The organism is Pseudomonadota bacterium (assembly GCA_030860485.1).
In the GTDB taxonomy this organism is placed as follows: domain Bacteria; phylum Pseudomonadota; class Gammaproteobacteria; order JACCXJ01; family JACCXJ01; genus JACCXJ01.
On sequence record JALZID010000384.1, the window covers coordinates 24,712 to 37,530 of the forward strand.

The window sequence follows — 12,819 nt, forward strand, 5'->3', positions numbered from 1 at the left end:
TGCCGGCGCCTACGCATTGACGGTCGGGGGTCACCGCGAACGGGCCCACCGTGCTCGCCGGCTAGGTCCCGGCCGGGATCGGCACTAATGTCGTGGGCCGTCAATCGCCCAGGCGCGTCAGCAGATCGTCGATCCCGATCGGGGCCGACGCGCGCAGGGTGACCGAAAAGCGCTCGGGCTCGGCACCGTTCCGGGTGATCCCCCAGGTCCGGTCGCGATAGAGGCGATCGCACAGGGCTTCAAGCGCTGGACGTAGGGCCGCAAGTGTCCGGTCCGTGTTGGGGGCGAGAAGACGATCGTTGGCGAACAGCTCGATCTCCTCGCCGGAGAACACCAGGCGATGGGCGATCTCGGGTTGTTCCGCAAGCGTTCGGCAAGCCAGGAACGCCCGGCGACAGACGGTCGCCAGTCGTTCGACCAGCGTGCCCCCGCTGTGGCGCTTGGCGTAGTAGACGAGCCCCCGCCGCCCGGCGGACCCGTCCAATGCATAGTTCCCTTCGTGCGCGATCAAGAGGATCCCCGGTCCGTGATGGACATGGCTGTAATCCGCTACATCTATCAAGAGCCCTTCGAGGCTGCTGCCCTGAATGAACCGGTGGAACACCGGGATGAGCTCAGGGAGGTCCAGGGGCCCGTGCTCCGCACAGAAGACCTTGATGCCGAGCCGGTGCAGGTCCATTGCGGCGCGAAGCTAGGGGTGGGCTGCCGGCGTGGCCGCCGTCCTCGGAGTACGGGCCTGCGGTCCCTTTTCGAGGAGCCTGGTATGGCAGGCATAAGCGGCCTCGATGAAGAGTTGAGTCTCTTCCATAAGCAATCGAGCCCGCTCCTGATTGTAGCTACGATCGCGGTCGGCGTGCCGGGCCAGCAGGTAGTGGGCGAACTTCGCGCCGGCATAGGCATCGTAAAAGACCTCCGTATCGCAGAAGCGCGCGCGGAACTCTCCGACCACGGTGTCCGGCTCGCCGGAGATGTCCTGGAACTGCGTACGGATGAGCGCCTGGGCCGCCTCGAGCATGGCCGCGTATGCGGTGTCGTCGGCGAGACGATAGTCGCCGCGATCGTAGTGGAGCTGGGATTCGAAGTATCGGCGCTCCGCCGACTGCAAATCGAAGTCGATGCGGGACACGACCTCTCCGGCGCATTCACCGGTACTGATATCGCTCACGGTGAACTCGCGCGGATCGCGCCAATCCGAATAGAAGCTGCGATCCACCTGGTAGGGGGGGACCACCGCCAACTCGTCGAGCAGGGATTTGAGGGCCTGCTTGCCGATCCGGCCGATGAATGCCCGGAATGGCTCCTGGGCCTCGCGCTCCGAGAGGTATTTCTGGGTCAGGCGCTCGACCAGATCGGGGATCCGCTTGGAGGGGACGGCACCGATGGTCAGCCCGTAACTCCCGGCGTTCCGTTCCCATTGCCCGCCCAGGACCACGCGGAAGTGCGGCACCGTGGTCCCGCCCACCTTGCGACTGACGCCGTAGAATCCGAGATCGGCCAGGTGATGCTGGCCGCAGGAGTTGAAGCAGCCGCTGATCTTGATGTGCAGATCCTGGACGGCCGGATCGAGCCCCTCGAACTTCGCGCTCAGGCGCTGGCGTAGCTCCCCGGCAAGCCCGCGCGAAGACGCGATCCCGAGCTTGCAGGTATCGGTGCCCGGGCAGGCGGTCACGTCCGAAATGGCGCCAGCGCCGATTTCGCCGAGCCCGATGTCGGCGAGCGCTCGGTGCAGCGTCGACACATCCCGGTCCGCCACGAAACGCAGGACGATGTTCTGCTCCACGGTCGTGCGCACGTCCCCTCCGGCGTAACGGCGCGCGAGATCGGCCAGGCGGCGCATCTGCCACGAGGTGGCGTCGCCGAGCGGCAAGGTCACGGTCACGACCGCATAGCCCGCCTGCTTCTGTGCGTACACATTGGTCGCCTGCCAGGACCGAAAGCCGGGGGCGGGCGCGTCACTCGGCCCCACCCCGGCCGGTGTCGGTGGGGATGGAGCCTGCATCGCCGCGTCGCGGATCAAGGCAGCCCGGCGGTCGTCTTCGGGCAGTGCGGCGCGTTCGGCGAGGACCAGCTCACGGAACGCCTCGATACCGAGCTTCTCCAAGAGGAACTTGATGCGTGCCCGGCCGCGGTTGCGTTTCTCGCCGAGGCGCGCGAACACGCGCGAGATGGCCTGCGCGAGGGATAAAATCTCTTGTTCGGGCACGAACTCGTCGAAGAGCTTGGCTTGGTAGGGCACGGCGCCGAGCCCGCCACCCACGTAGACCTCGAACCCACGTTGCGGGATGCCATCGCGCCGGCGAGTGTGGGCGATGAATCCGAGGTCGTGCATGGTCACGAGCCCGCAGGCGCGGTGCTTACAGCCCGAGAAGGCGACCTTGAACTTGCGGCCGAAGTCCTGGGTGTCGGGATGGCCGAGCAGGAACTTGGAGCAGGCGCGTGCGTAGGCGCTCACGTCGAAGGACTCTTCACGGCAAACGCCGGCGATCGGGCAGGCCGTCACGTTGCGCACGGAGTTGCCACAGGCCTCCCGCGTCGTGATACCTACCGCGGCCAGGCGCCGCATGAGGTCCGGGGTGTCCTCGATGTGCACGAAGTGGAGTTGAATGTCCTGGCGCGTCGTCACATGGCAGATCCCGTCGGAGTACTCTTCTGAAACGTCGGCCAGGACTTCCATCTGCTCCGGCGTCAAGCCGCCGAAGGGGACCTTGATGCGCTGCATGCCCGGGGCGTCCCACAGCGTTTCCGGGCCCTTCGTCAGTGTCTGTGCGGGGAAGCGGAGCGCGCGCACGCCGACCCCGTCGTGGCGCTGTCCGTTGTCGTAGCGTTGGCCGTACACGCCGCGGCGCAGGCGAGTCTCGGCGAACAGCCTGTCTTCGACCTTCCCTTGCTTCTTGATCTCTATCTGGGTCTCGAAGATGTCGATCTCGCGGGAAAGCTTAGGGGCCGTCGTGCTCGCCAGGCGATTTTTCCACGTCATGAGTGTGTCCCCTCCGGGAAACTGATTCGAAGCCAGCGTGAATATTACCAGCAAAGCGCGAGACGTGTCCTTAGCCAAGACGGGATCCGGGGCGCAGGGGGAGGGTCGGGGCCAGCCGAGCGGCAGCCGCGGCCGGTGTCGGACCGGACCATCGCCGAGGTCATGGGCAGGCGGGGTCGAGTGTCGCCCCGTAGGCAACAGAGCGACGCCGGGTACGCCAATAGTCTGGGTCGGTTCGCATCTCATACCCGGTTGCTGTTGGGAGACCAGGTCGGTCCAATCTCAGGCCCAGCCCACGCTGCATGAGCCCCGAACCGCATTCCCTCACCCTGCGGAGAGCCAAGGAGCCGCTGCCATCAGCCTTCAGGGCGTTCCGTTCGAACGATGTCTGGTGTGGGTCACCGGAGTTGCCGTCTGACCACCGAACGTCCCGTCCGTCGTCTGGCCCTAGCGCGCCCGCCGCAGCGCTCACCGAGAGTCATCCGGGTCATCGTGCCGCAGGGTATCTGATACTGCGTATACCCAGGGTTGCTGGCATCGTCGTATGGCTAAGCCGGGACCCGGCACGCAGTCTGCCTACACGCGACAGGAACGGGCTGACTCCACGGTGAAGCATAGTGTTCGCAGCCGGAGTGACCATCGCCCAGGATGCTGGAGCCGGGCGAAGGCTCTGAGCGTCAGGCCCCCTGGATGCCTGCCGCGACGACGGATGTCGGCGCGAAGGCGTTGGCGTTCGTTAGGCATCTGGATGAGTCCGGGAAACGACATGGAACCCAATCGGTTGGCCTCTTCAAGCACCTTGGAACCTTCGATCCACGTTAGAGGATGGCGTCTCCCGGGGCCTCGCAACGTGTGGCTCGGCCAGCGGCAAAAGACCGTCCTGCGTCCCCTCCAGTACGCATGGCGTTTTAAGGGAATATTTTGCTGGGCACAAGGGCCCGCAGAGCGGCAGCCACGCTCATACTCAGAGCGCGGGGACAGAATACGAAGACGTTGATATGAATAGTGCGCGATGAGATCAGACCTTTGCCGTCAAGATTCGACGATCATCAAGGGGTTTCTAAGAGGAAACTGCGGACACGCTATGGGTCATGCCTTTGGCGTTATAAGCGGCGGGTCTATGCGGAAAGCCCAAGAGCACTGCGGTATATTCGGCGAGGCGGCTATGGAGTATTACTGCGAAACAGGTGTGTTCATGGAATACGAGCACGAGATGGTGAGGGAGTTTACTGAGAACCTAAAGACCAAAATCGCCGGATGGCTGACGGGTACCACGGGGCGCATGGCGGCAGCTATTCGGTACTGTGATTCAAAAACCCAGTTTGTGAGCGCCTGCATTCGATACCTGGTGAAATCGTTCCATGATCATTCGGAAGTAGAACGGGTCTCGGCTGAATGCCTGGAGTTATCCGGCGTACCTCGCCGAAGCTGCTTCTTCGGTTTAGGATTCGCGAGTGTCACGTATGTGGCATCCAAGCCCAGCGAGGTGAATAGGGTCTGCGCGTTCGGTGACGAAGTGGATAAGGAGATGTGCGTGAGTGGGCTTGGGTTATTGAAGGATGGGCACGATCGGAAGGAGGCCATAGTGTCGGCTTGTGAACGCCTGGCATCGGAGCGCTTGAAGGTTGCCTGTCTGGAGCAGACGCAGCGGTCGTACTATCAGACCGACAACCCGATATTCGAGAAGATGCTGGTCGGCCAGGTGCGTGCGACCGCAATAGGGCGGGAGAGAGATGAGGAAGTGGAGGCGTGGGTCGGGCATCGTGTAGTAGGCAGGACATCTAGGTAGGATCTTATAACTACATGATCTCTATAAAGACAACTAACTCGGGAAACTTTTAGGGTTTTACCTGTTTACGTTACGGTTCTACGACGCGCGGTGACTGGGGGTAGCTGATACCGTAGCTAGCTCGACGCGACGGGATCGCCGCGGCCTGCGCCCGTATAATGACCCGATGATGCGCTATCCCCAACGCTTCGACGTCATCGTGGTGGGCGGCGGCCACGCCGGGACCGAGGCGGCCCTGGCGGCCGCGCGCATGGGCGTCTCCACGCTTCTCCTCACCCAGAACATCGAGACCCTGGGTCAGATGTCCTGCAACCCGGCCATCGGCGGGATCGGCAAGGGGCATCTGGTCAAGGAGATCGACGCGCTCGGCGGGCTCATGGGCCGGGCCGCGGACCGCGCCGGGATCCAGTTTCGGCGCTTGAACGCCCGCAAGGGGGCGGCGGTCCGGGCGACGCGTGGGCAGATGGATCGGGTGCTCTACAAGTCGGCCGTGCGCCAGGCCCTGGAGGCCCAGGACGGGCTCGTGATCTTTCAGCAGTCGGTGGAGGACCTGATCGTCCAAGGCGATCGGGTCGGCGGGGTCAGGACCCAGCTCGGTCTGGAGTTCGAGTCCCCGTGCGTGGTCCTCACGGTCGGCACCTTCCTGGGCGGACTGATCCATGTGGGCGACCGCAACTACCAGGGCGGACGGGCCGGCGATGCCCCCTCCAATCCCTTGGCGCAGCGCCTCAGGGAGTTGCCGTTCCGGGTCGGCCGGCTCAAGACCGGCACCCCACCACGGATCGATGGGCGCACGGTTGACTATCGCCGTCTCGAGGTGCAGCCGGGCGATGTGCCGGTCCCGGTGTTCTCGTTCCTGCGCGGCCCAGCCGAGCACCCCGAGCAGATCGTCTGCCACCTCACCCGCACCACCCGGCGCACTCACGACATCATCCGCGGCGCGCTGCATCGCTCGCCAATGTACAACGGCTGCATCGAGGGGGTGGGGCCGCGCTATTGTCCATCGGTCGAGGACAAGGTGGTGCGTTTCGCTGACAAGTCCTCTCATCAGGTGTTCATCGAGCCGGAGGGACTCACCACCGCCGAGGTCTATCCCAATGGGATCTCGACCAGCCTGCCGTTCGATGTCCAGCTCGCCTTCGTGCGCACGATCCCGGGGCTGGAGAACGCGCATATCACCCGACCAGGCTACGCCATCGAGTACGATTATTTCGATCCGCGTGATCTCAAACAGAGCCTCGAGACGCGGTACATAGAGGGGCTGTTTTTTGCCGGGCAGATCAACGGGACCACCGGTTACGAGGAGGCGGCGGCCCAGGGTCTTGTCGCCGGAATCAACGCCGCGCGCGCCGTCCAGGGTAGGGAGCCCTGGAGCCCGCGCCGCCATGAGGCTTACATCGGGGTCCTGATCGACGATCTCACGACGCGCGGGACCAGCGAGCCCTACCGCATGTTCACGAGCCGCGCCGAATACCGGCTGATGCTGCGCGAAGACAATGCCGATCTGCGACTGACCCCCACGGGTCGCGAGCTGGGGCTCGTCGATGAGCCGCGCTGGCGGGCGTTTGCGGCCAAGGCCAGCGCCCTGGACGCGGAGCAGACGCGCCTCTCTGCAACCTGGCTCAGGCCCGAGGCGCTGCCCGAAGCCTTGGCAGTGCGGCTCCTGGGCGCGCCGCTCACGGCGCCCGAGACCCTCGCGGCGCTCCTACGCCGGCCGCAGGTGGGATATCGGGCGCTCATGGCAGTACCGGGGGCGGGGCCGGGGGTCGGCGACGACGCGGTGGCGGAGCAGATCGAGATCCAGGCTCGTTACAGTGGCTACATCGATCGCCAGGAACAGGAGATCGCCCGAAACCGTGCCCACGAGGACACGCCGCTCGCCGCCGATCTCGATTACGCCTCGGTGCGGGGCCTGTCCACGGAAGTGGTGCAGCAGCTGTCTGCACTTCGGCCCGTGACCTTGGGCCAGGCGGCCCGCATCTCCGGGGTCACCCCAGCGGCCATCTCGCTGCTTCGGGTGCACCTCAAGCGCCGCTCCGCCGCTTGACAGCCACCCTGGAGGCACGTCTCGCCGCCGGGCTTTCGGTCCTCGGGATGGCGCTCCCGGAGGCGCGCTTTGCGGCCCTCATCGCGTTCCTCGCGTTGCTCGCCAAATGGAACCGGGCCTTCAATCTCACCGCCGTGCGCGATCCGGTGGACATGGTGCCGCGCCACCTCCTGGATAGCCTTGCCGTGTGGCCCTATCTCCACGGCCCCCGGATCCTGGACCTCGGGAGCGGCGCCGGCCTGCCGGGGATGGTCCTGGCCCTGGTAGATCCGGAGCGCGAGTGGGTGCTGCTCGACAGCAATGCCAAGAAGACCCGCTTTCTCACCCAGATCGTGATCGAGCTCCGTCCGGACAATGTCGAGGTGGTGCAGGCGCGCGCCGAGGCTTATGCGCCCGCTCGGCCGTTCACGACCGTGATCGCACGCGCGCTGGCGCCGCTGTCGACCGTCTTCCGGCTGGCGCGCCCACTGTGCGCCCCCGAGGGGCGCATCCTGGCGATGAAAGGCGTCTATCCCGAGGCCGAGCTCGCGGAGTTGGGGCCAAATAGACCCCATATTGATGGGGCGCGGGTCCATCGACTTCAAATACCGGGGCTCGCGGGCGAACGCCACCTGGTCCAGATCGATCTCCCCTCCCCCGGCGCAGTAGAATCGCCCAGCGCACTAGAATCGTAAACGCCAAACGCAGCCTGACGGGGTCATGGGCAGGGTTATCGCGGTCACCAACCAGAAAGGGGGCGTCGGCAAGACGACCACCAGCGTGAATCTTGCGGCCTCGCTTGCGGCCACGCGCCGGCGCGTGCTCCTCATCGATCTCGACCCCCAAGGCAACGCCACCATGGGGTGCGGGATCGACAAGCGCACCCTCGCGGCCTCGGCCTACGACCTCCTCATCGATGGCCGGCGGGTCGCGAGCGTCGCCGTCCCGCTGCCGAAGCAGGGCTTCGACCTCGTCCCGAGCAATGGGGATCTCACCGGCGCCGAGATCGCGCTTTTGTCGATGGACGGACGCGAACAATGCCTGCGGCAGGCGCTCGAGCCGGTCGTTGCGGATTACGACTACATCCTGATCGACTGCCCGCCGGCGCTCAATATGCTCACGGTGAACGCGCTGTGCGCCGCCCATTCCGTGATCATCCCGATGCAATGTGAGTATTATGCCCTGGAGGGCCTGAGCGCCTTAATCGAGACCATCGAACGCATCCGCAAGGTCCAGAACCCGGTGCTCCAGATCGAGGGACTGCTGCGCACCATGTTCGACGCACGCAACAACCTCGCAAGCCAGGTCTCGGCCCAGCTCCTGACGCATTTCGGCGCCAAGGTCTACCGCACCACGATCCCGCGCAACGTGCGCCTGGCCGAGGCCCCGAGCCACGGGTTGCCGGCGCTCTACTACGACAAGACCTCGAGCGGGGCGATTGCCTATCTGGCGCTGGCCGGGGAGATGCTGCGCCGGGACGGCGCGCACAATGGGGCGGCCGCATGAGCGTCAAGAAACGCGGGCTGGGACGCGGTCTCGACGCCTTACTGGGCGTGGCCGGGGATGCGGTGCGGGAAGAGCTGGCGGCGCTGCGGGCGGTCGAGCACCTCGCCATCGATCGGATCCGCAAGGGCCGCTATCAGCCGCGGCTGGACCTGCGCCCCGAGGGTCTGCAAGAGCTGGCGGACTCGATCCGGGCGCAGGGGGTGGTGCAACCCGTGGTGGTGCGCCCCCTGGGGGACGGGCGCGACGGCTACGAGCTCATCGCCGGCGAACGGCGCTGGCGCGCGGCACGGCTCGCCGGCCTCGACGCCATCCCGGCCTTGATCCGTGAGGTCCCGGACGCGGCCGCGCTCAGCATCGCGCTCATCGAAAACATCCAGCGCGAGGACCTGAGCCCACTCGAAGAGGCCACGGCGTTCTCGAAGTTGGTCGAGGAGTTCGGGATGACCCACCAGGAGGTCGCCGAGGCCGTGGGCCGCTCGCGCGCCGCGGTGAGCAACCTCCTGCGGCTCCTGGATCTGGAAGCAGACGTCAAGGGTCTCTTGGAACGGGGTGAGATCGAGATGGGCCACGCGCGGGCCCTGCTCGCCCTCTCGGGCGGGGCGCAGCTCGAGGCCGCTCGCGACATCGTTGCGAAGGGGCTCTCGGTGCGCGAGGCGGAGAAACTGGTGCGCCGCGCCCTCGAAGCGGCCCCCACGGCGGAGCCGGCAGCGAAGAGACCGGCGGATCCGGATGTCACGCGACTCGAAGGGGACCTGAGCGAGCGGCTCGGCGCGCGCGTGCAGTTGCGCCACAACGGCCGGGGGCGCGGCAGCCTCGTCATCCACTACGGCTCGTTGGACGAGCTGGACGGGATCCTGGGACACATCCAGTGACCCGTCGGGCGCTTCAACGGCGGGCATGCCTCGCGCAGGTGAGGTGTGGCGGCGCCGCGCGCTGATGGCCAGGGCGCCACCGCGTGAAGCGCGTCTACACCGCCCGCCATCCCATAGATGCCCACCTCGTGCGGGGCCTCTTGGAGGCCGCGGGGATCCCCGCCGAGGTGCGCGGGGAGGTGCTGTTCGGCGCGCGTGGGGAGCTCCCGATGACTGAGGACACCTTGCCCTCCGTCTGGGTGCTGGACGAGCGGGCGGCCGGCCGCGCGCTGTCGATCGTGCATACGCATCAAGAAGAGGGTGCGGCGCCGGCCGCCGGTCCGGCCTGGCAGTGCCCTGCGTGCGGCGCGGAGCTGGAGCCGCAGTTCTCTACCTGCTGGCGCTGCAGCCCCGATGTCGCGTGACGGTGTGGGGGCGCCGATCGGCGTGGTCGCGGCCTTGCCGGCCGAGGCCCGTTGCCTTACCGGCGGGGGCGGGCGCGGATGTCCCGATGAATGTGTTCGAGTGTCCCTCTCGGGGATGGGACAGGCGCGTGCCTACCGGGCCGCACGCTCCCTCGCCGGGGAAGGGGTGTCCGCGCTGGTGAGCTTCGGCACCGCGGGGGCTCTGGCGCCGGGGCTCGCGGCCGGCGATGTGGTGCTCGGTAACGCGGTCCTATTCGACCGGGAGATCATCGAAGCCGATCCGGACTGGCCATCGTGGCTTGCAGGAAAGCTCGACGGACGGGTGCGCGTCGGGCAGGGCAAGATCCTGCACGCCGAGATCATGCTCGCTTCCCCTGCGGATAAATCGCGGCTGTTTCTATCCACAGCCGCGCTGGCAGTGGACATGGAAACTGCCGGGGTCGCGCGGGCCGCCGCCGAGCATGGACTCCCGTGGCTTGCGATACGCGCCATCGTCGATGCACAGGCCGTGTCGATCCCCCCGCTGGCCCTGGACGCGCTCGGCGCCGATGGCCGCCCTCGCCTCGGCAAGCTCTTGGCCCGCATCGCGCGCGCGCCTCCAGAGATCCCCCGGCTCCTGCGCCTCGGCCGGGATTTCCGCGCGGCACGCTCGGCCTTGAAGACCGTGGTGCGCCTGGCAGGGTACGGGCTCGGCTACAGCCCCTAGCCTAGCCCGCATTGCTCTCACCACCAGGCTAAGTCGGGCTGGCGGAGAGACCCCTTCAGCGGTTAACGGGAAGTAGCCGGAGGTCGGTTCACGGCAGCGTGGGCCACGCCTACGGCACGACGGCCAGCGAGGTCCGGCGTCCTCGCGGTCGCACCATCGGAACCGCCGTGTCGGGCGGCATCGGCATCTCGTCCCAGGTTCGGCCATCGAGCACACGTCCCGCCTGCTTCTTGTTCTTGCCGCCCCACTGCTTGAAAAAGAACGGCAGCTTCGCTCGCCGGCATTGGTCGCGCAGGTCGATCGCTCCACGCGGGATCCATCGGCCGTGCCTTGGGACCTGATTCGCCGCCCACGATCGCCCAGTCGATGCCGCGCAAGTCGAGGTTGTGGAGAGGACCGAGTGAGAGGTTGTGAAAAAACCGTCGCGAGCGAAGGGAGGTCGCGTTTCGCCGGAGCGCAGGAACCGGAGTGTATATTGAAATACATGAGGATTCCGAGCACCGCCGGAACGCGAGATCCCGAGCGCAGTAGGTTTTTTCACAACCTCTGAGAGGAACTTGATCAGCGCCCTCGTGGCGCGAAGGCCGTCGATGCGCGAGCGGTACTTGTCACTCTCGACGCTCACCCCTATCCAGATGTTCGGCGCCCACTCAAGCTTCGGATCCAGTTCAGCGAGGCGCGCGGACCGCTTTGTAAGCACCTGGAATCTATGCCAGTGCGCGTTGCGCATGACGTCGAAGACCCGCTGGATGTAGTCGAGCGGGACGTCCTTGTGAAACAGGTCGCTCATCGAGTTCACGAAGATCGTCTGCGGCCTCTTCCAGTGCAGCGGCTGATCGAGCATGTGCGGCTGGAGCGTCAACCGGAAGCCGTGCCGGTAGTTTTCCTGACCGATCGCCTGGAGCCGCTCGGCCATCCGCTCGGCGTAGCAGTACTTGCAGCCAGGGCTGACTTTCGTGCAGCCCGTGACGGGGTTCCAGGTCGACTCCGTCCACTCGATGGCTGATCTCAGGCCCATGTCAGCCTTGTTTCGTCGGGGTATGTATGTTGCCAGGCGCTTCTTCCCGTCCGTCTTCAGGCGCTCCACGCGAAGCCTCGTGGCCTCCTCCTCCTGCTTCAGGGCTGCCGTCATATGCTTCTTCAGATACGCCGTTTTGTCCTCGACAAACTTGCGTACCTTGAGCCCGGTCACCGTTCCCTTGGAGCGGAACTCCTTGCGTAACTGGTCGACCAGCGTCGGTGTGGCATCAGCCTCGAACAGAACGAGTGGTTGGGGTTCGTCGCATCCGAGAACCTGAACTCGCCGTCTGGGTCTACCTTCCACATGGCCTCCTTCATCTTCAGGTGGCCCAGCTCGTCGTTCGTTGTGAAGAACAAGTAGTACTGCGTTCGGTCTTGTCGGTCGCGCCGCGAAGTAGCGAACGTACTTGGCCACCCGCGTGAGCTTCGACTGGTAGAGCTCTCGCAGCTTCACGACACGCCTCGTCGCCGCCAAAGGCCTCGACGATGTGCTGCACCACCTTATCTTCCGGGTGTTCGAGGAATCGATTGATGGCGTCAACCATGAACGTGACGAACGCCTCGGTTGTCTTGCACTTCAGAAGCCTCTCGATCAGCGAGAACGGGATGCCCGAAAAGCCGAACGGATCGATGAACGCGAACGTCGGCGGAACGCAGTGCGATGCCACAACTGATCCGAAAACTGCGAAGCCGAGAGAATGAGATCGATGCCACCGCACGCTCTCACAATCGCACGAAACAGTGTGCCCGTGCCACGGGAGCGAGCGATGCTGATATCCGACGGGACTCTCGGGCAAGCCGCGATCTTGGTAGTGCATCTCTTGAGGCGCGTCGTTTCTGGAGAGGAGCGAGAAGCGCTCGCGGATGTGGTCTTTGCGGTGGTGCAACCGCTACCTTTCGGTCTCCACTGCCTGCGATGGATACGCCATGACGAAAAAGACCAGAGGAAGAGCGGATCATCTCGCCAGCGGCGGAGGAGAACGTCTCGGGAGCAATGGCGGAGCGCATTCGTGCGCAAGCCGCCGAAGGGCTCCGCTGTATCAGACGTTCGGAAGAGATGCACCGTGGCTGTATTGGTTCTGGAACAAACAGGACGGCGGCGAAGAGGTGGGGACACATCTTCGCGGTTCGAGGCGAATCCGAACGAGGTAGACAGTTTCCTCGACACCTTCGTCGGCGAAGCGTGGGGCATGGAAAGCGAGTTGCAGCATCGCGCGGATTTTCGGCGCGATGCGTACGATGCCGTGGCAAGACTGATTGACCCCGATTTTATAGTGGCAAATCTCAAACAACGATATGGCGCAGAGCTCGATGCGCCTACGTTTTACCACGATTCCGAAACCCCGCTCGCGACGAATCGCTGACCAGTTCACTTATATCCACCCACCAGTAGTGTCCGACAGGTTTCAAAGCAAGACCAGTCTGGTTACTGGAGATGGTCGGTTCTTCGATTGGCGCCATGTCGGTAAGCAACTGAAGCAAAGGCATTTGCTCGAAAGGCGTCACGCTCAGGATCTGT

General features: G+C 65.2%; 12 protein-coding genes. 8 read left to right on the plus strand and 4 right to left on the minus strand.

The features are described 5' to 3' along the window. Window positions 1-100 precede the first annotated feature (100 nt). Together M3461_23510 and M3461_23515 are read right to left on the minus strand one after the other, a co-directional pair. Window positions 101-679, minus strand: coding sequence for a hypothetical protein (locus tag M3461_23510; protein ID MDQ3777105.1), 579 nt, complete (start codon window positions 677-679; stop codon window positions 101-103). 12 nt (window positions 680-691) lie between these two features. Then, window positions 692-2,977, minus strand: a complete 2,286-nt coding sequence (locus tag M3461_23515) for a nitrite/sulfite reductase (GenBank protein ID MDQ3777106.1) — start codon at window positions 2,975-2,977, stop codon at window positions 692-694. A gap of 1,012 nt (window positions 2,978-3,989) precedes the next feature. Here M3461_23515 and M3461_23520 point away from each other — a divergent pair. From M3461_23520 to M3461_23550, 7 genes are all read left to right on the plus strand, one after another. After that, window positions 3,990-4,766 (plus strand): hypothetical protein, encoded by a 777-nt coding sequence (locus M3461_23520; protein MDQ3777107.1) that lies wholly within the window; start codon window positions 3,990-3,992, stop codon window positions 4,764-4,766. A gap of 169 nt (window positions 4,767-4,935) precedes the next feature. After that, window positions 4,936-6,813 carry a tRNA uridine-5-carboxymethylaminomethyl(34) synthesis enzyme MnmG gene (mnmG, locus tag M3461_23525; GenBank protein MDQ3777108.1) on the plus strand — a complete coding sequence of 626 codons (1,878 nt, stop codon included), beginning with the start codon at window positions 4,936-4,938 and terminating at the stop codon, window positions 6,811-6,813. Beyond that, entirely contained in the window at window positions 6,810-7,487 is a 678-nt protein-coding gene (gene rsmG, locus M3461_23530) for a 16S rRNA (guanine(527)-N(7))-methyltransferase RsmG (protein ID MDQ3777109.1), read from the plus strand. The genes mnmG and rsmG overlap by 4 nt, the downstream gene beginning before the upstream one ends. 25 nt (window positions 7,488-7,512) lie before the next feature. Next, window positions 7,513-8,298 (plus strand): AAA family ATPase, encoded by a 786-nt coding sequence (locus M3461_23535; protein ID MDQ3777110.1) that lies wholly within the window; start codon window positions 7,513-7,515, stop codon window positions 8,296-8,298. Beyond that, window positions 8,295-9,170, plus strand: coding sequence for a ParB/RepB/Spo0J family partition protein (locus M3461_23540; protein MDQ3777111.1), 876 nt, complete (start codon window positions 8,295-8,297; stop codon window positions 9,168-9,170). Before M3461_23535 ends, M3461_23540 begins: the two co-directional genes overlap by 4 nt. 83 nt (window positions 9,171-9,253) lie before the next feature. Further along, on the plus strand, window positions 9,254-9,574 hold the full coding sequence (locus M3461_23545; GenBank protein ID MDQ3777112.1) for a DUF2007 domain-containing protein: 321 nt from the start codon (window positions 9,254-9,256) through the stop codon (window positions 9,572-9,574). Beyond that, window positions 9,564-10,280, plus strand: a complete 717-nt coding sequence (locus M3461_23550) for a purine phosphorylase (protein ID MDQ3777113.1) — start codon at window positions 9,564-9,566, stop codon at window positions 10,278-10,280. Before M3461_23545 ends, M3461_23550 begins: the two co-directional genes overlap by 11 nt. Before the next feature lie 109 nt (window positions 10,281-10,389). On the opposite strand, the gene M3461_23555 is transcribed toward M3461_23550, so the two are convergent. Both M3461_23555 and M3461_23560 read right to left on the minus strand, forming a co-directional pair. After that, window positions 10,390-11,298, minus strand: coding sequence for a phage Gp37/Gp68 family protein (locus M3461_23555; GenBank protein ID MDQ3777114.1), 909 nt, complete (start codon window positions 11,296-11,298; stop codon window positions 10,390-10,392). Between the two features lie 322 nt (window positions 11,299-11,620). Next, window positions 11,621-11,968 carry a hypothetical protein gene (locus M3461_23560; GenBank protein MDQ3777115.1) on the minus strand — a complete coding sequence of 116 codons (348 nt, stop codon included), beginning with the start codon at window positions 11,966-11,968 and terminating at the stop codon, window positions 11,621-11,623. Window positions 11,969-12,364: 396 nt separating this feature from the next. On the opposite strand from M3461_23560, the gene M3461_23565 reads away from it, so the two are divergent. Further along, a complete protein-coding gene (locus M3461_23565; protein MDQ3777116.1) occupies window positions 12,365-12,664 on the plus strand; it encodes a hypothetical protein in 300 nt (99 codons plus the stop codon). Window positions 12,665-12,819: the final 155 nt, after the last annotated feature.